The sequence below is a fragment of the Hymenobacter crusticola genome (assembly GCF_002154225.1).
Classification (GTDB): domain Bacteria; phylum Bacteroidota; class Bacteroidia; order Cytophagales; family Hymenobacteraceae; genus Hymenobacter; species Hymenobacter crusticola.
Genome location: NZ_MTSE01000001.1, coordinates 775493 through 794983 on the forward strand (window position 1 = coordinate 775493; position 19491 = coordinate 794983).

The 19491-nt window shown below is 58.9% G+C and carries 11 protein-coding genes; 3 read left to right on the forward strand and 8 right to left on the reverse strand.

The genetic code is table 11. From position 1 onward, the window contains the following. Nucleotides 1–399: 399 nt before the first annotated feature. The 8 genes from BXP70_RS03170 to BXP70_RS03205 form a co-directional block, all read right to left on the reverse strand. On the reverse strand, nt 400–1887 hold the full coding sequence (locus BXP70_RS03170; protein ID WP_086592533.1) for a TlpA family protein disulfide reductase: 1488 nt from the start codon (nt 1885–1887) through the stop codon (nt 400–402). Nucleotides 1888–2291: 404 nt separating this feature from the next. After that, nucleotides 2292–3446 (reverse strand): glycoside hydrolase family 88/105 protein, encoded by a 1155-nt coding sequence (locus BXP70_RS03175; protein ID WP_086592534.1) that lies wholly within the window; start codon nt 3444–3446, stop codon nt 2292–2294. Nucleotides 3447–3644: 198 nt separating this feature from the next. Beyond that, nucleotides 3645–4655, reverse strand: a complete 1011-nt coding sequence (locus tag BXP70_RS03180; RefSeq protein WP_086592535.1) for a glycoside hydrolase family 43 protein — start codon at nt 4653–4655, stop codon at nt 3645–3647. Nucleotides 4656–4758: 103 nt separating this feature from the next. Then, complete coding sequence (locus BXP70_RS03185) at nt 4759–5736, reverse strand: family 43 glycosylhydrolase (protein ID WP_086592609.1); 978 nt, start codon at nt 5734–5736, stop codon at nt 4759–4761. 199 nt (nt 5737–5935) lie between these two features. Beyond that, nucleotides 5936–8041: a DUF2264 domain-containing protein gene (locus BXP70_RS03190; RefSeq protein WP_086592536.1), complete on the reverse strand. Its 2106-nt coding sequence runs from the start codon at nt 8039–8041 to the stop codon at nt 5936–5938. A 95-nt stretch (nt 8042–8136) separates the two neighbouring features. Beyond that, nucleotides 8137–10020 (reverse strand): glycoside hydrolase family 35 protein, encoded by a 1884-nt coding sequence (locus BXP70_RS03195; protein ID WP_086592537.1) that lies wholly within the window; start codon nt 10018–10020, stop codon nt 8137–8139. A gap of 50 nt (nt 10021–10070) precedes the next feature. After that, the gene (locus BXP70_RS03200; RefSeq protein ID WP_245849473.1) at nt 10071–11117 is read right to left on the reverse strand and encodes a glycoside hydrolase family 43 protein; all 1047 of its coding nucleotides are present in this window, start codon (nt 11115–11117) and stop codon (nt 10071–10073) included. Continuing rightward, a complete protein-coding gene (locus BXP70_RS03205) occupies nt 11114–12241 on the reverse strand; it encodes a TonB-dependent receptor plug domain-containing protein (protein WP_086592538.1) in 1128 nt (375 codons plus the stop codon). Before BXP70_RS03205 ends, BXP70_RS03200 begins: the two co-directional genes overlap by 4 nt. Before the next feature lie 374 nt (nt 12242–12615). On the opposite strand from BXP70_RS03205, the gene BXP70_RS03210 reads away from it, so the two are divergent. From BXP70_RS03210 to BXP70_RS03220, 3 genes are all read left to right on the forward strand, one after another. Beyond that, nucleotides 12616–16845, forward strand: coding sequence for a hybrid sensor histidine kinase/response regulator transcription factor (locus BXP70_RS03210; protein ID WP_086592611.1), 4230 nt, complete (start codon nt 12616–12618; stop codon nt 16843–16845). 219 nt (nt 16846–17064) lie between these two features. Next, the gene (locus tag BXP70_RS03215; protein ID WP_245849475.1) at nt 17065–18192 is read left to right on the forward strand and encodes a glycoside hydrolase family 88/105 protein; all 1128 of its coding nucleotides are present in this window, start codon (nt 17065–17067) and stop codon (nt 18190–18192) included. 28 nt (nt 18193–18220) lie between these two features. Next, nucleotides 18221–19468 (forward strand): DUF2264 domain-containing protein, encoded by a 1248-nt coding sequence (locus BXP70_RS03220; RefSeq protein ID WP_086592539.1) that lies wholly within the window; start codon nt 18221–18223, stop codon nt 19466–19468. Nucleotides 19469–19491: the final 23 nt, after the last annotated feature.

Genomic DNA, 19491 nt, shown 5'->3' on the forward strand with positions numbered 1-19491 from the left:
TAGTATGCAATACTACTTAACCCTGTGTGCCCGCATGGGGGACATTTTCAGAGAATGGCAGGTGCGTATTCGTCGGCTAAGGACCTAGGTCTTGAACCAAGGTTGCTGCCCCAAGGAAAAGATAAAACGCACGCGACTAGCACGAAAGGAGGCCGACGTAACGAACTTGAATAACCGGACGCTCCACAAAAAGCACGTCATTTCGACCAGCGGGAGAAATCTCGCATGCTGTCGTTAGGCTGTGAATTTGGTGATTAGAAGTTAGTGCTGCCTGCGAGATTTCTCCCGCTGGTCGAAATGACTGCCTAACGAGATGGATGCTTGGCTACTGTGCTATAAGCGGAAAATGCATTTGTGCTTGGGTGCCGAGCTAGGGAACAGCTATTCTCTTATGCTTTGCTACCGACCTAGGTAGGTTGTCACGTACGTTTTGAGGTCGGGGTCGTCGGGGCGGGGGGCTTCGGCGTAGCGCATGATGCCATACTTATCCAGCAGGATGTAGCGCGGAATACTCGTCACGGCAAAGCGCTTCAGGAACTGCGCGGTTTTGTGGCTGGTGAAGCGGTAGTGCGGCGCCGTTTTGGGCAGGTACTGCGCCGTGGTGCGCTGCCAGTCCTGGTGGTCGTCGTCGATGGAAAGGTAGAGGAAGACCACTTCCTTGCCGTGGTAGTACTGCCGGAGCGCCGCCGAAGCAGGCATTTCCATGATGCAAGGCGCGCACCAGCTCGCCCAAAAATCGAGGTAGATGACCTTGCCACGGTGCTCGGCCAACAGTTGGGCGAGGGTAATCTTCTGCCCGGTGGTGCTGATGAGCGTGTCGGTGCGGGCAAACTGCTGGTCGGGCATGATCAGGGTCTGCTTGTCCTGGTTGGTGAGGCGGCGCACGAAGCGGCTCTCCGGCATCATCCAGGTGCGGTAATCTTTGAGCAAGTGGGGCTGGGGCCGGCGTATGGCTTTGGCATCGTCTAAGAGCCAGAAAGCGGCCCATTCTTTTTGGTTGCCTATGTACTGGCGCTTGATCAAGGCGTACTGCGCGCCAAAGGTGGCCGGTTTGCCCTGAGCCAGAGCTAGGTACACCGTGAAACCGAGGGCTGCGTAAACCCTATTCTCTGAAACGGTCAACGGCAACGACTGTACGTAGCGCAGCCGCCGGAACTGCGCCAGCACCGAATCCTGGTACGCGACTGGGAAGGTCTTGACGGCGCCCGGTGCTTTGTACTGCCGCAGTGAGTTAGGTATGCCGGCCGTTGTGGCATAATACAGCTCCTGGTAGCTATTGCCCCGCAGCAAGAAAAGCAACGTTTGGAGGCGCAGCTCGCGGGTAATCGCCTGCACGACCATTGGCCGCACGTCGGGTGTGGTGCGCAGCTCGGCCAGCAGTCCATCGGTGCGTTGCCGCTCATCCTGCCACAGGCACATAAATTCGGCAAAAGTCCGCGGCATATCCTGCGCGAAACCTAGGTGCACAAAATTCCAGGGCTCTAGGCTGATGGCATTGTGCCAAAGGCGTTCGTAGAACTTCAACTCGGCCGCATACTTACCCGAAAAGCTGTACGTGTTCGTGGCTTCCTCCTGCCGGACAGATACTACGTCGCCGGGCCAGAGCAGCAGTGCCGGTTTCGGCTCTGTAATCCGGTCGCTGCGGTGCGCAATCCGGAGGCGGATCTGATCGAAGGAGTGTTCGTCAAAAACAATGCGGAGCGTGTCGCCGGGCCTCACGTACTTCTCCTTGTGGTGAGCCAGAATATCCGTGTAGTAAAATAGGATCGGCTTTTCTGTAGAGGCGCTTTGGTTGATAACAAAGGCCTGTCGGCGCTGGGCATAGCTGCTAACTGCGGTGGCCGCCAACACAAGTACAGCTAAGAGGATCTTGTAGATAACGCGCATAAAACACTCCTGTTAATAGGTGAAAATCAATGCGGTATCTAGGATGCGTGAACAAAAATCTAAAGAAACGTTATGCTGAGCTTGCCGAAGCATCTCTCTCGCTTCGTTGCTCATTTTGGGATGATCGTTCAATAGCCCAGGGTTTAAACCCTGGGCTACGGAGCGGACTCACACTCGCACTGTAGCCTTGCAACGGAGCGGGAGAGATGCTTCGGCAAGCTCAGCATGACCCTCATTTTAAGGCTCCAAGCGTCGTATTTAGATAACTGTTCACAGGCTCCGATATAAGCTAGCCTTGAGTTCAGAGGAAATGACAAAAGCTAGGCACCTACCGCTATTGCAGTAGATGCCTAGCTTTCTCGTTTTCCATAGGCTAGCCTGAAATTTTTACTGGCAAGCCGTTGCTAGCGTTTGCTGGTGTAGCGGTACATCTCGCTGGATGCCAGCAGGAAAGCGCCCACGCCGAAGTTCGAGGTAGAGTTTTTATCGACTACCTGGCCGGGAATGGCTTTCTCGCCGATGGGCTGCACGTAGCCGACGGCGCCGTCGGGCTGGAGGGCAGTGGTGGTGAGGTACTGCCAGCCTTTCAGGGCTGTGGGCAGGTACTCTTTTGCGTCCAGCACGCCGCTGTTGATGCCCCACAGGTAGGCGAAGGTGTTGAAGGCGGTGCCGCTGGTTTCGGGGCCGGGAGCGTGCTGCGGGTCCAGCAAGCTGCGCGTCCAGTACCCGTCGGCTTGCTGGGCTTTTTGAAGGGCGGCGGCTAGGCCGCGGTACTTGGCTAGGTACTCGGCGCGGTGGGCATCGTTCGGGGGAAGGTCTTGGAGCACTTTGGCCAGGCCGGCAAACACCCACCCGTCGCCGCGCGCCCAAAAGTCCTTCTGGCCGTTCGTCGACTTGTGCTGCGGGTACACGTACTTGGCGTCGCGGTAGTAAAGACCGGTTTCGGGGTCGTACATGATGCTGTTGGCGTAGCTGAAGTATTCGTACAGCTTCGTGAGGTACAGCGGGTTGCCGGTTACTTTGTGCAGCTTGGTCATCACCGGCATCACCATGTAGAGGCCATCGGCCCACCACCAGTAGTCGTTTTGATTGGTGCTCATTTCGTACTCCATCACCTCTTTGGCCCGCGCAATACGCTGAGGCTCTGGCTTCAGGTTGTAGAGGTCGACGTAGGTTTGGAAGCAGATCTGCCAGTCGCCGAACAGCACATAGTCGTCCTTCTCCCCGTACTTGTACTTCCACTCGGCCTTGTCGTCTGATTTGGCGCCTTTCCACTGGTTGTGCTCCGCCCAGGTTTCGGAGTACTGGCGGTACTTCTCGTTTTTGGTGACGGCATACGCCGCCATGTTGCCGGTGTGGTAAGCGGCCACATCCCAAAACGCCCGCTGCTGGGGCGCGTTAGTGGCTTGCCAGTGGTCATTTACCTTGGTAATAATAGCCAGCACCTCCTGCGGCTTGGGTAGGTTGTTTTTACCTAGGTTGGTTTTTGAAGTGGTGCAACCCGCACTCAATAAGGCGAAAGCTAGGGCGGCGTGTAGGAGGTATCGGATGCTTTTCATGAAATGAGCTAAGAGTATCGTCTGTCATGCTCGCTTCGTTGCAGACGCTGGCACAATGTAGAGACGCGACACTTCGCGTCTCCTCGTTGCGGATGTTGTTTACCTAGGTCATTCTAGGTTGAATCGTTCAACGCTGAGACGCGAAGTGTCGCGTCTCTACTTGTTCAAGAAGGCGTTGCCATGATCCGCCGCTAAAAGCTAGGGCCGGTAGGGCTTGCCTAGCACCAGCTTATTGCCCGTTACGTCAACCTCGAACAGGTGGGGCACGCGGTGGTAGCGGCCCTGTATATCTTGGTGGCTGTGCGCGGCCATGAGCAGCTTGCCGTTTAGGTCTCGGAACAGCATGCCGTGGCCGTAGTTGGGCGGGGTGATGGGGTCTTTTTCCTGCACCCAGGGGCCATCGAGGGTGCCGCTGGTGGAGTAGGCTACGCCTTGCGTGTACACGTCGTAGATCCAGCTAGTCCAGATCATGCCGAGGCGGCCCGTTTTGGTGCGGAACAGGTAGGGGCCGTCGGTGACTTTATTGGGGCGGTCTTGACCGTTTTTGTCCTTCTCACGGCTCCAGGGCGAGTCGCTGGCGCGGAACAGTAGCTTGCCTTCGCCCACCGTGCCGCTCAGGTCGGGCTTCAGCGCAATCTTCTCGATGGTGCCGTTCAGGTTTTGTAGCCACTCGTAGCAATACACGAGGTAAGGTTTGCCGTCCTTATCCACCCACAGCGTGGCGTCGAGGGTGGGTTTATTGGCGGGCAGGTAAGTAGCATCTTGCATGGGCACGTAGGGGCCCGTCGGTTGGTCACTGACCAGCACGTGGCAGGCCCGGCGCTCGATGGCGTTGCCCTGCACGGTATCAATCTTGACGGCCCGGTTGGTGAACGTACCGAAATAGTAGTATTTGCCGCGGTACGGGTGAATCTCAGCGGCCCAGATCATCGGCTTGGGGCCCATCCAGGAGTTTGGGTCGGGCTGTGCTACCGAATAAGGGCCTTCCCAGCGCTTCATGTCCGGGCTTTTCCAGAGCAGACCACCCGTGCCGGTCATATAATACTGGTGGGTTTTCTGATCGGCCAGAATAAATGGGTCGCTCAGCTGAATGGAGTCCAGCGGCACATTCCGGCGAATGACCGGTAACCTAGCTTCCTGCGCCTGTACAGCAACGGACAGCAGCAGAAAGCTGCCTATTACCAACCAATTAGCTTTCCTGTTTATCATCTTATCGGGTCATTGTTTTGCCGCTATCATCTCCGCACGCGTCTTGGGTTACTAGACCTAGGTTGCGGCTGCCAGTGGCAAGCCAGCAAGGTGGGTCGACGAATTATGGACGAGCGGGAGCTGCTTTTTTGATCTTAGTAGGCTTCACCGGCTCAAAAACGTTGACTGGCAAGATGTTGCCTTGCGCGTCGAAGCGCATGGGCGAGATACACGTTTCGCGGTTGTAGCCGTTGCCGCCCGGAATCTTGAAGCGGTGGTAAGCAATAAACCATTCGTCGGTGCCGGGCACTTGCACCACCGAGTGGTGGCCGGCACCCTTCACCACGCCCTGGCCGTGCAGCACGGGATTGGCAGAAGCCTTCGTGAACGGACCTAGGGGGGAGCTGGCCGTGGCGTAGGCTACGGAGTAGCGTGGGTCGCGGGTGTCGTATTCGCTCCACATCAGGTAGTACTTGCCCTGGCGCTTAAACACGAACGAGCCTTCGTTGTAACCCGGCGGCTTGAACTCGATAACCGCGGCCACGTCATACGAGACCATGTCGGGGTTGAGCTTGACCACGTGGCACTGGCCCTGCCCCCAGTAGAGGTAAGCCGTGCCATCGTCGTCGACAAACGTCATGGGGTCAATGGCTTGGCCCTTGAACTGGCCTTTGGGCACCAGGGGCTTACCTAGCGGGTCTTTGAACGGCCCGGTGGGTTTGTCGGCCACGGCTACCCCGATGTTGGTGTCAGCCGAGTAGTAATAGTAGTACTTGCCGTTTTTGGTAGCCATAGCCGGAGCCCAGGCGCGGGCTTTGGCCCAAGCTAGGTCGCGGGGCAGGTCCAAGATGACGCCTTCATTTTTCCAGTGCACCAGATCGGGCGACGACCAGGCCGTGAACGACGTGGCCCCCCAGCCCTCAATGCCGTCGGTGGTGGGGTAGAGGTAGAAGTTCTTGCCGAAGGCCGCGATGTGGGGGTCGGCATACACGCCCGGCAACACAGTAGCCGGCGCTTTGGTCGTATCGATGGTGGCGGTTTGGGCGAGGCAGGCCGCGGGCCAGGCGCTGCTCAGCAGCACAGCAAAAACAAATGGACGCATATCGTTGTGTAAGTCTGCAATGTACACCGCGTACGCGGCACCGAGGCTAGCTCGTTAGGTTCCCACTCCCGGTGAGCTAGCCGTTCAGCAACCTTTGTTTTTCAGCACGCGCGGGCCGCACTCCCCTAAAGTTTCGATCCACGCGTAAAGGCTGCTGTCGGTGCCGCGATTTTCGCGGTTTGTCAAGGCAAACGTAGTTTTAATTGAATTGCACGGTTTTCTTGCCGCCATCGGCGAAGTCGACCTGCACGTTGTTGTTCTGGGCGGAATAAGCTAGCTTCTTCACGAGCACTAGCTCGTTGTCGGTCCACTTTTCGCCGGCTTTTTTCCAGAGCATGAGCGTGGCATAAATAGGTGGCTTGCCGTCGGCCACGATGGCCGTAGCGTCGAGCACGGTGCTGTTGTTGCTGACGGGGTGCAAGCCCTGCGCCGCTACGGTTTCCACCTTTTCCCAGCCGCTAAGCGGCACCAAGGCTAGCTGGTAAGCACCGTTGCTGATAAGGTGCACTTGGCGGCCGCGCACTTTGCGCGTTTCGTGTTTAATAGGCTGATTGCCAAGCTGCGGCAGGGCATAATGACCTAGGCGCACGAAGGTACCCACAGTACCCGTGTACTTATCCACGCGCAGGATGCCATTGGGCAGCGGCACGTCGGCTAGGCTCAGGCGGATGTTTTTGTCGGTTTCCAGCTGCGCGTCGCGGTAATACACACCGTCCTCGAAACGCTTGAAGGTGAAAAGGCGCAGGGCTTCCCACTCGCTTTTCACGTTTTTGAACACGTAGTTCATGGCTACCTCGCCGTTGGGGCCGTCGGCTTGCCACGGAAAGGCGCTGTTGTAGCTCAGGCGGTTGTAGTTTTCGCTGCCGCGGAATGGCTCGCCCGCCCCGATGATGGGCACGTGGCACCACGCCCGAATTTCGGCCGCGCCGCTATTGGGGTAGTCGGTGATGAGGATATTAGAGCCGGGCTCGTACTTGTTGAACACCGTGCCCGGGGCTAGCTCTTTGGTGGCCCAAGCACCTTCGTTTTCGGTGGCCGTCCAGAAGGGGCTGTTAGCCGGCACCAACAACCCTAGGAAGGCCTTGGCCAGCCAGAACACGCTGCCCCGGCAGCTGTACGACTGCACCGCCGGGTCGAAGGGACCGTAGAAACCTAGGGTTGGGATGTTATCCTGCAAGAAATCAGGGCTCTGCAAAAATTGGAGCATGGCGCCCGAGGCAATGCGCCGCATCCAGCCGAAGTTGGTGCCCGGCTCCGGCTGAAAGCCCATGAGCGGAAACGGCACCACGGCCGCAAACCGGTACGCAATGCTGCGCCCCCACATGATCATGCTGCCGTCGCGCCCAAACATATAAGGGTAGTTGTCCTTGAGCGGGGCGAAGTTGGTGGTAAGCTGTTGGGCCACTTGCGGGTAATGCTCGCGGCCGTAGTACTCCGTCCAGAGGCGGCCGTACATTTCGAAGGCCCACATGCTGTAGTAGTCGTAAGCGGGGCCGTCGTGGTACCAGCCTTCGCCGCGGTAGTGGGTGAGCTGCTTTTGCAAGTATTCCTCCATCAGCTTCTCGTTTACCTGGTAGCCCCGACTCTTGAAGAAGCTTAGAATGAAGATGTTGAAATAGCGCCAGTTTTGGGGCACCGTGGGGCCGTCGCCGTAGCTGAGCATGGTGGCCGCCAGGGTTTTCTTGGTGGCCTCAGGCAGCGGGTCCCACAAGATTTCGGGCGCCGCAAACAGCGCCACCGACAAGCCCCCGAACTCTACCAGATTTTGGCTAGGTCCGCCGTTGGCCGCGCGGGGCTTGATGTAGGTGTCGCTGCTGGGGTCGACTAGCCGACCGAGCTGGTGGCGGTAGTAGTCGGCTACTTTGATGCCGTTGAGCGTGAGGCCTGGATTTTCCTTCAGCAGGGGCGCGGCCATGAACAGCGTCCGGCACAGACCTTCCAGCTTTTCGGTCGGCACCTGCCCTTCGTTGCGCGGATAGCTCTTGCCCGGCTGCTTCGGAAACTGCATGGGGTCATCTAGCTTATGAATGTAGCTGAACGCTCCACTGAGCAGGTACTGGGCCGCATCTTGCCAGTGCTTGCGCGTCATGCCCGTAAAGGGGCTGAGCTGCTTGTCAGGCTGCTCTAGCTTGAATGGGGGCAGCTGCGTGGCTGGCCGCGCCACGTTGGTGTTGAAGGTAAGGGCCGGCGTTTGGCTGTATCCTAGGCTAGGGCTTAACAGCAAGGTACTTAGCAAGGCACTGCTCGCAACCCCGCGCACGCCGCGGCGCCCATGTTGGGCACCACGGTGGGCGGGGTTGCTCATAACAGCGCGGAGAAGGGTGGGAATTGGCACGGGAAATATTCGATCAGAAAGGAATGTTCTAGCGGGGTGAGGTGCCCCGCTTGCACGAGCAGCTTTTAGTTCGTGCGGCGGGCTTCGCCGTCGGCTTTCACCACGCTCAGAATCGGCTTTTCGAGGCCGGCTAGCTTGTCTTGCTCGGGCTTCAAAAGCTCAAGCACCGCTACTTCGTTCTGGCCTTTTTTCAACCACTCGGCAGGCACGTAAAGCGTTTGTTGGGGGCCCACCTCCCAGTACCGACCTAGGTTGTGGCCGTTGATCCACACCACGCCCTTGCCCCAAGTGCTCATGTCAAAGTACGTATCGGCGGGCTTGTCGAGGGTGAAGGAGCCGCGGCGCACGACCGGGGCGTTGCTGCCGGCGGCAACCTTCGCCGTGGAGGCTTTGATTTTGGAAATGTCATCGAAAGGCAGGCGGAAGTGCTGCCAGTTGGTGACCTCCGTACCGGCAAACGTCACCTGCTCGGTGATGCCCTTGCGGTTCTGGGTTAGGTAGGGGCCGAAGTTCAGGCGACCTAGGTTTTCCACCAGAATATCCAGAGTCACAGTGCCTTTGGGCAAAGTCAGCTCGGTTTGGCTTTCGTCCTTGCGGCGGTCGAGCACGGCCACGCGTTGCCCGTTCACCATTACCACGGCGTAGTCGCGCAGGTCCTTGAGCTGCAACACGCCTTTGCGGCCGCCGGCCAGGGTGGTGCGGTAGAGCACGAAGCCGTAATCCTGGTTCAGGTCTTCAAATGTCTGAGGCTTAGCGCTTACCACGGCCTTGGGTAGTATGCTAGCGAGGCTGGTGGTCTGCGTCAGCGTGATGCTGGGGATGCGCGTGGAGGGTTTGGCGGCGGGCACGGCGGGCAGCTTGGTGCCGGCGGGCAGGTGCTTCTCGATTACCTGGCGGAAGGCCATGAACTTCGGCGTGGCATTGCCGGCCTCGTCGAGGGGCGCGTCGTAGTCGTAGCTACTGATTTGGGGCTCAAACTTGGTGTCGCCGCCCTTGTAGTTGGCCCCGTTCATGAAGCCGCGGGTGGTGCCCCCGTGGAACATGTACATATTGATGGAAATACCGGCCGCCAGCACCGAATCGAGGCGGGGCGTATACTTCTCGGCGGGCACGGTGTGGTGCGGCGTGCCCCACCAGTCAAACCAGGCCGGGTACCACTCGGCAATGTAGAAGGGGCCTTTGCCGCCGTGGTAGGTGCGCACCAACTGCTTCACCTTGCGCGGGTCGTCCCAGCCGTTCACGGCGGGCAGCAGGCCTTCCAAGTGGCCCTCTTTTACTTTTTCGCCAGGGTCGCAGGTGTAGAGCAGACCGTCGAAGCCGGCGTCCTGGAACATCTTGCGGTTGAGGGCTAGGTAGTTCTTGTCGTCGGAGTAGAAGCCGTACTCATTTTCCACCTGCACCATCAGCACGGGGCCGCCGTGGTTGATTTGCAAGGGGGCTAGCTGCTTGGCTACTTCCTTCAGGTACCGGCCGTAGGCGGCTAGGTACTTGGGGTCCATGCTCCTGACCTTAAGGTCTTTGTCTTTCTGAAGCCAGTAAGGGTAGCCGCCAAATTCCCACTCGGCGCACACGTAGGGGCTAGGCCGGACAATCACCCACAAGCCCTCTTCCTGGGCCATTTTCACGAAAGCGGTGATGTCGTTGTTGCCCGTGAAGCTGTACTGGCCGGGCTGGGGCTCGTGCACGTTCCAGAACACGTAAGTGCCTATCGTATTCAGGCCCATGGCTTTGGCCATCTTCATGCGCGCCCGCCACGCCTCCCGCGGAATGCGCGGGTAGTGCAGCTCGCCCGAAATCATCTGAAACGGCTTGCCGTCAAGCAGAAACGCTTCGTCGCCGAGGGTGAACGTGTGTTTGGCAGCGGGTGCCTTGGTTTGGGCGACGGTTGTCGGGAGGGTTGTCAGGCTCAGGCCACTCAGCAGCACTGCCCCCACTAAATTTCTGTACATCACGGCCTAAAATTTCTTAGGTGGGTTCTTGGTATGAAAAATCGATTTAGCTACTTGGAGGTCTGCTGGTTAAAGAAACCTAGGTTCCATTCCGGCAGCCAAGCAATGGTAGGCTGTCCTTCCTTAAACTGCACCGGCAGCCACAGGTGGCGGCTGTCTTTGAGGTCCTTGGGGTTCCAGCGGTCGGCCATAAAGATAAAGGCGTCTTTTTTGCCCGGCACCGGCAGCACGTAGGTCGACTGCCCGTCGAAGGTGAGCTTGGCGTTGGGGCCGGTCATCGGGTCACCCACTAGTTGCCAAGGGCCAAACGGCGAGCTAGCCACGTGCATTGAGGCCTGGTTGGGCGCCCAGCCGGTGCAGCCGCTCGTAATGAGGTAATACTTGCCGTCTTTCTTGAACAGAGCCGGCGCCTCGCGGTGCTTGCTGAAGAGCATGCTGTCCTGGGTGGTCGGCGTCAGGTAGTCGTCGTTGAGGCGGGCTAGGCGCAGGTCGTAGTTTTCCTTGGAGGAGTAGATGTGGTAGGCGGTGCCATCGTCGTCCACATACAGGCCCATGTCGCGCGACATGTTGCCGTTGGGCCGGAAGCTGCTCACGTATTTGAATGGACCCGTGGGCTTGTCGGCCACGGCCACACCGGCGCGGGCGGCCTTGTAGCCCTGGTCTTTCAGCTCCAAGTGAAACCACATCACGTACTTGCCGGTCTTCTTATTGTAAATAACCTTGGGCCGCTCCATGAGGCAACCGAGGGCTATTTCGTGCGCCGGATCAGAACTTGGGGTGAGAGCCACGCCTTCGTACTTCCAGTTATAAAGGTCCTTCGACGAATACACGTTCACGCCTTCTTCCTGGTGCTGAGCGCGTTTCTCGCCGTACCAATAGTAGGTTTTGCCCACCAGCAAAATGCCGCCGCCGTGGGCGTTAATCACGTTGCCGTCGGTGTCGTACCACAACTCGCCGGGGCGGAAGTTGGTGTTTTTCTCGGCTTTGGGGGCACGAGGTTTCGGAGCGCTTTCGGCCGGGCCGCCGGCGTAAGAAGTGCTTTGAAGGGCTAGGGCGCTAAGCGCCAGCAGCGTTAAGGATACTTTTCGCATGGTCATGGCGATTCACCTAGGGTGGTTAAAAATCGGCTGGTTGTGGTAGCCTGCAGCCCCGACTGGCTCAGGTGCTCCAGCGCCACGAAGTACTTGGAGAAGTTGTTGCCGCCGCTGGCGCTAAAGGTGTAGCGGTTTAGCCGCGACGACGACTTCAGCGTCTGCTTGCGCCAGTCTACGTCGGGGTGGCCGTAGGGGTCGGAGCCGTTTTGGTAGGCTTGCAGGTCGGCATCGGTATATACCGGCGCTAGGCCGTCGTTCCGGCGTGCTTCGTTGTTGAGCAGGGCGTAGTTGTAGGCGTTTAGCGCCTTCGGCATCTTAATGGGTTGCTGCAAAGCCGATTGCACGGTGAACGAGACCCTAGGCTGACCGGGCGTACCCTTGCGGGTTGTCACGAGCAGCACGCCATTGGAGGAGCGCACCCCGAGCATAGCCGTGCTCAGGGCATCTTTCAGCACCGTCACCGACTCAATTTCCTCAAGGTCGAACTGGGTGAGCTGGCGCGGAATGCCGTCGATAACCACCAAGGGCGCTTGCCCCAGCAAAGAAGGCGAAGCAGCATCGGCCCCGGGTTGGCCGGAGCCTTGCACTGTGTACAAGCCCGCCAGTCGCCCGGCCAGCGCCGTCACGAAGGAAGTGACCGGCAGCTTCTGGAGCTCATTGTTGTACACGGCCTGCGTGGAAGTAGCCGTTAGGTCGGGGCGGACCGTGGTGGCGTAGAGCTGCTGCACCGGTTTGAGGCGCGCCACCGCCGCATTCTTGGTGTTCAGCACAATCAGCGGTGCGGTGTCGTCGCGGAGTATATAGTGCCGCACCACCGACCCGAAGGCGCGCAGCACCACTGTGTCGCCCTTCGTGATGGGCAGCTTAAACGTGCCCATTGCGTCGGATACGGCCGTGAGCGTACCCCTGCGGCTCGTAACAGCAACACCCACCAGCGGCTCGCCATTCTCGTCGATTACCGAAGAAGTGAGGAGCCTAGTAGCGGTACTATCCTGGCTTTTGAGAGTGCTGTCTGGTAATTGCCACAGCCTCCTAGGGGCGAGCGGACCCGCCAAAGCCGGCGAGGCGCTGGCAAGGCCTAGGGCCAGAAGAAGGAGCTTGGTTTTCGTTGGTAAAGGTTCTCCCATAGATAGCGCTTCTGTAAGGTGAGGATGTACGATTGGTGAAAGGAAGGCAAAGCAGCCTAGGGGCTAGACTTTAGGAATGATTTATTGACTGTTGCGCCTCAGCATGTAAATAGCTTATCGGAATCAGGATAAAAGTAGAGCTCCGCCAAGGGAGAAAAGGGGGCTAATTCAACCGAAAAAAGGGGTTAAATTAGCCCGACAGCTGAAAAACGGCCGGCTAAGAATTTGCCTAGGATAGCGTTATTTGGTTGTTTAGTAATACATTACAAAGTTCATATTCTGGATTATCCTTTCGCACCAACCTCCTCTTGCTTATCGATCAAGCGCAAACGTTTGCAACAATCGATAATCTAATCCGTCAATCTTTCGCTGCTATGAATCGCACCTTCACTCGTCTTATCTGCTGCTTGCTGCTGCTAAGCTGGCGTGTCGGACTTGCGCAAAGCGACCCAAGCGCCTTTCGCTTTGAGCACCTCACCGTCGATCAGGGGCTCTCGCACAGCGACGCCATGGCCGTGGCCCAAGACTCGGCCGGCTTTATCTGGGTGGGCACCAATCGTGGCCTCGACCGCTACGACGGCTACAGCCTGAAGCAGTACGCCCTGCCTATCAACCCACTCAGTGGTATTTCCGCCAACCGCATCAAGGTGCTGCACGTGGCTCCCGACGGGCGGCTGTGGGTAGGTACCGAGCGGGCAGGCCTAGGTCTGTATGATGCCGCCGCCGACCGGCTGCTCAACTTCGACGAACGCCAGGTGCCCGCCCGCTACCAGGCGTTGGTGCGCCGCTTGTCGCAGATTAGCGTGGTGGGCCTAGCTTCCGATCCACGTGGCCGACTATGGGTGGGCACGCAGAACGAAGGCATGTTTGTGCTGACTTTTGATAAGCAAAACCATCTGACCAGCCTACAACAGTTGTTGGTGCGTGGCAAGAGGTTGAGTGTGAGCTGCCTGACCAGCGACCCGGAAGGTAAAATATGGTTCGGGACGTACGGCCTAGGTTTGTGCTTTGTTCGACCCGACAGCCAGGCCCTAACGGTAGAAACCACGCCGCTGAAGGAAACGGTGCGGGTGCTGCACTGCGACCGGCGCGGCGACCTGTGGATTGGCACCGATCAGCAGGTGCTGTGGGTGAGCAGCGATAATCGGCGCACCGTGCGCGAGCTTACCGCGCACCCGCAGCCCCAGGTGTACCCTCAGTTGCAGTCACTGATGCTCGATTCATTTGGGCGGCTGTGGGTGGGCACTATCTACGGACTGTACGTGTGGGAGGCGGGTGTAGCAACCGGCAAGACCATTCCTTTGCTGCCGAAAACGCCTACGCTGCTACTACCCGAGGACGGGGAGCCGTTCAGCATCAACTCGGAGCGGGTGCACCAGATCTTCGAGGACCGCAATCAGATCATGTGGCTCTGCGCGTCGGCCGGCGGCCTGAACAAAGTGGATTTGCGCCAGAAGCCTTTCGGGCGCATTCGGCGGCCCCTTGGTGGGCAAGCCACGCTGCTGAACAACTACGTCAACACCTTATATAAGGAAGAGGGGCGCAATATTCTATGGTTCGGTACGCGCAACGGCGTATCGGGCTACGACCTTACGCACAAGACCTACCGCAACTATCTGAACGAGCAGTGGGTGGGTAATACGCGGGGCATCGACGTGGCTACCATCTTCCAGACCAGCAACGGCACGCTCTGGTTTGGTACCCGCGGCTACGGTCTGAAAGGCTTGGTTCGCCACGGCGACACGGAGACGCTGAACTCCTACAACCAACTGCCAAACGGTCTTGATTTCAACAGCAGCTACGTAGAGAGCATGGCCGAAGACCGCTTCGGTACGCTTTGGGTAGCTACGTTCTCCTCTGGCCTGGTCCGTTTAAGTCAGGATGGCAACTACCTGGGTTCGTACCGCGCCGGCAGCAGCAGCTTGCCCACCGACCGCTTCACGTACCTGCTCTACGACAAGCGCCAGGATGTGCTATGGGCCAGTACTGTGGATGAAGGCCTGTTGAAGCTGCGCGTGACGCCCACCTCCGTGAAGCTGCTGAAGCAGTTCAAGTACACGCCTGGTTCCCAGAATGGCTTGTCGGTCAACTATGTGTGGCCGCTGCTGCTCGATCAGCAAGGGGTACTTTGGATTGGCACCATCGGGGGGGGCTTGCACCAACTCATCACCGACGCCAAGGGCCACCAAGTAATCAAGCGGTATGCTAAGTGGTTGCCGGAGAGTGATGTAGAGAGCCTGCTAGCCGACGACGAAGGGCACCTGTGGATTGGCGGCACGGGCTTGTACCGCTTCACGCCGGCCACCCGCCAGTACCTGCGCTACGACGTAGCCGACGGCTTGCAAAGCAACTCCTTTAAAATCGGCTCGGCTACGCGTGCCCAGGATGGCACCTTGTACTTCGGCGGCATCAATGGTATCAGCTACTTCCAGCCCCACAGTATTCAGCCCAATCCGTATGCGCCCGTGGTGCAGATCACGGGCTTGCGCATCGCCAACCAACCCGTAGCTGTGGGCAAGGAGCTAAACGGCCGCGTGGTGCTGACGCAGCCCCTTTCGCAGCCGCAAAAAGTAACCATTAAGGCGTCGGAGAACGACTTTTCGGTCGAGTTTGTGGGCCTGAACTACGCCAATCCGCAGAAGAACCGCTACGCGTATCGGCTGGTCGGCTACAACCAGGATTGGGTGTACCCGGCGCCCGGCCAGCGCACGGCTTCTTTCGCCAACCTCCCCGCTGGGCGCTACACCTTCGAGGTGAAAGCTAGCAATGGCGAAGGCGCCTGGTCGAAGAAAGTGGCCACCATGCAGTTCGACGTACGGGCGCCCTGGTACAAAATCTGGTGGGCCTACGTGCTTTACTTTGCCGCTGTGGTAGGGGGCGTGCTGGTGTATCGCCGCATCGAAATGGCGCAGCAGGCGTTGAAAAACCGCCTGGTGCTAGAGCAGTTCCAGATAGAGAAAGAGAAAGAGCTAACCGACTTAAAGCTAGGTTTCTTCACCAACATCTCGCACGAGCTACGCACCCCACTGACCTTGATCCTAGGGCCGATGGAGGAGATTATGCGCAATGCGGGCCCCGTCGTCGACTTGCGCGGCAAGGTGCAGCTCATGCACAAGCAAGCCGTGAAGCTGCTGGACTTAGTAAACCAACTGCTCGATTTCCGCAAGGTGGAAACCGGCAACGTGCCGTTGCGCGCTAGCCGCAACGATGCGGTAGACTTCTTGCGGGACGTGTACTCGGTGTTTACGCTCAAGGCGCAGGAGCATGAGGTTGATTATCGGCTTGAGGTGCCCGCCGAGGCCGTGCTACTCTACTTCGACCGCAGCAAGCTAGAAATCATCTTGACCAACTTGCTCGCCAACGCGTTCAAATACACCCGCAACCAAGGCCGGGTGGAGCTAGCCGCTACTGTGGTAGGTACTGCGGAAGGCGAGGCTGTGTACAACGATGGTAAGCTTCTCGGTAATTACTTGAGAATAAGCGTGATTGATACAGGGGTAGGCATTAAGGCGTACGAGCTAGACCGCATCTTCGACCCGTACTACCAAGCCTCGCACACCAACAACCTACGCATGACGGGAACGGGCATTGGCTTGTCGCTGGCCCGGCAGTTTGCCGAGCGCCACGGTGGTCAGCTGCTGGTGACGAGCACTGTGGGTATGGGTACCACCTTCGAGCTGCGGCTGCCCTTTGGTCAGCAGCACCTGCGCCCCGATGAGATACAGCAGGAGCGCGCCACCCTGCCGCCAGCCGACGAAGAGCAATTGCTCACCCCGCTGCTCGAAGCCGAAGCGGCACTAGCCGACGAGCCCCCCGCGCCCACCGGACCACCGCGCCTGCTGGTGGTGGAAGACAACGACGAGGTGCGCCAGTACCTGCAGCACCTCTTCGAGCACGAATACGACGTGACGACGGCCGCTGACGGTATCGAGGGGCTGGAAAAAGCCCTAGCTCAGCTGCCCGACTTGATTATCAGCGACGTGATGATGCCGCGCAGCGACGGGTTGGAATTGTGCCAGCGCCTCAAGAGCTGCCCCAAAACGGCCCATATACCGGTGGTGCTGCTCACGGCTCGCACTGCCGAAACCCACGAGTTGGAGGGCCTAGGTATGGGTGCCGACGACTACATGAGCAAGCCCTTCAATCCGACACTGCTGCAAGCCAAAGCTGCCACGCTGCTGCGCAATCGGCGAAAGCTGCACGAGTTCTACCAACGTCATATCCTGCTGGAACCCACCGAAATTGTGGTAGCCGATGCCGACCGCGAGTTCCTGGAAAATGCCATGGCCGTGGTCGAAAAGCACCTCGACGACTCGGAGTTCAGCGTGCAGGTGCTGGTGCGCGAAGTAGGCATGAGCCAATCAGTGTTTTATCGCCGCATCAAGAGCATCACCGGCCAGACGGTGGTCGAGTTCATTCGGGATGTGCGCATGAAGCGGGCCGCGCAATTGCTGGCCCACACCCAGATGCGCGTGTCGGAAGTAGCCTTTCAGGTGGGCATTGAGGATGCGAAGTACTTCCGCAAGGCTTTCCAGAAGATCTTCAACGTGTCGCCCTCGGAATACGCCAAGCAACACCGCCAAGCGCGGGTAACGCTAGAGTAGCGGAGTGAATAGCCGGGCAAGGTACCAGAACAATTACTCAGTCACTCAACTACTCGACGAAGTGACCTCGACGAATAATTCCCCGGTATTCTCCCAAATTGCCCCTACGTTTTCCTCGCGTAGTAGCTAGTATTGCAGCTACACGTTCGAAGGTCTGTCTCACCCATAACCTAGGTCTATTCACGCCGCACGCTGCTGCTGCACTTCCCGCCCGCTTCTATGCTCGCTCCCTTACGCTTTACCCGCCGGTTTGCCTGTGGTTTATTGCTCACGTTAGGCCTTAGCCCTATGGGGCAGGCGCAATCTGTCGCCAAAGCCGACCAAGCGGTTTTTAAGCCCAAGTTCATCAAGCAGCAAATGCTGAAGACGACGCAGTGGCAGCTCGCTCACCCCAAGCACAAGGTAACGGACTGGACCAACGGCGCTTTCTACTCGGGCGTATTTGCGGCGTACCAAACCACGAAGTCGAAGCTCATTCTGGACTCGCTCATGGCCATGGGCGAGCGAACTAAGTGGATGCCTGACCGCCGCTACGACCACGCCGACGACATTGCTATCTGCCAGACGTACTTGAACTTGTACCGCCTCAAGAAGGACCGGCGCATGATTGAGCCGACCATTGCAGTGGTGAACAAGTTTCGGCGGGAGCCGGGCCCGGAAACCCAGCAGCACAACATTGCCTGGTGGTGGTGCGATGCCTTGTTCATGGGGCCGCCCGTTCTGGTTAAGCTAGGGGTTATTCAGAATCAGCCGGCGTACTTCAGTACCAACGACTCGCTGTACCAGCAAACCTACAAGCTACTTTATAATCAACAGGAACACCTGTTTACGCGCGACGCGGGCTACCTCTGGAACGAGGCCGGCGAGGGCAGAAAGGAAAGCAACGGCAAACAAGTATTCTGGAGCCGGGGCAACGGCTGGGTGATGGGGGGCCTGGTGCAGATCCTGCAAGAGCTACCCAAAGACCACCCGACCCGCAGCTTCTACGTCGAGCTGTTCAAGCAAATGAGCGCCCGCCTGATTCAGCTCCAGCAGCCCGATGGCCTGTGGCGCTCCAGCTTGCTCGACCCCGCGGCGTACCCCGGCGGGGAGGCGTCGGGTTCGGGCTTCGACTGCTACGCCATGGCCTGGGGCATCAACAACGGCGTTTTGGATAAAGCCACCTACCTGCCGGCCGTGCAAAAAGCTTGGATTAGCCTGAACAAGTGCGTATCGGCGGAAGGCCGCGTGGGGTGGGTGCAGCCCATTGGCGCCGATCCGCGCCGCGACTTTTCGGCCGACAGCTGGGAGGTGTACGGCACCGGCGCCTATCTGCTGGCGGGTTCGGAAGTTATCAAACTCAAATAGCGCCAGTCAAACCTAGGTGCCTGTGCGCATGAAACGACGTTCTTTTGTTACGGGAGTAGGAGCTAGCTTGTCGGCGCTGGCGCTGCCTAGTGCGGTGCTGGCAGGTTCAACGGAAAACCTAGCTTTAGCCGCCAAACCCACTGACCGCGACTATTGGCTGACGACGCTGCTGAAAGTGGTGGACCCAGTATTGACGGCTGCCGCCCAAGGCAAACTGAAAGCTACCATGCCCGTGGAAGCCGCGGCGGGGCAGGAGCAGGGGCGCCGCAACGTGACCTACCTCGAAGCCCTGGGCCGCACCCTCACCGGGCTGGCGCCGTGGCTGGAACTGGCCGAGGCCCCCGAGCCCGAGCGCGCCCGCCAGCAGCGCTACGCCGAGCTAGCCCGCCAAGCCATTGCCCACGCCGTCGACCCACAGTCGCCGGATTTCATGAACTTCACCCAGGGCGGGCAGCCGGTGGTGGATGCCGCCTTTCTGGCGCATGCCCTGCTGCGGGCGCCCACCCAGCTCTGGACCAAGCTGCCGGAAGCCACGCAGAAGCAGCTCGTGCAGGCCCTGCAAAGCAGCCGCGTGATTAAGCCCGTGTACAGCAACTGGCTGTTGTTCAGTGGTATCATTGAGGCGGCGCTGCTCAAGTTCACCGGCAGTGGCGACCTGATGCGCATGGATTATGCCATCAAGGAGCACCTAACCTGGTACAAGGGCGACGGCACCTACGGCGACGGCCCCGACTTCCACTGGGACTACTACAACAGCTACGTTATTCAGCCCATGTTGCTCGACGTGGTGGGGACGCTGGTGGCGGCGGGCAAGGAAAGCAAAGAATTGCTAGAACGGCTGCGCGCCCGCGCCCGCCGCTACGCCGTGGTGCAAGAGCGTCTCGTTGGGCCCGATGGTTCGTTTGCAGCGTTTGGTCGGTCGTTGGCGTACCGATGCGGAGCGTTTCAGCACCTAGCCCAAGTGGCTTTGCAGCAGCAACTTCCCCCCGAGCTGCCAGCTGGACAAGTACGCAGCGCCCTCACCGCCGTCATTCGCCGCACCATGGAGCCGAAGGGCACCTTTGATGCGAAGGGGTGGCTGCAAATCGGCTTGTGCGGACACCAACCTAGCATTGGCGAAAGCTACATTTCCACGGGCAGCTTGTACTTGTGCACATCGGCGTTTCTGACCCTCGGTTTGCCCGCTTCTGATGCCTTTTGGGCCAGCCCAGCCCAGGACTGGACGGCCAAGAAGATCTGGTCGGGGCAGGACGTAAAAACCGACCACGCGTTGTAACTAGGCGCCTTCTTTCCAACCGC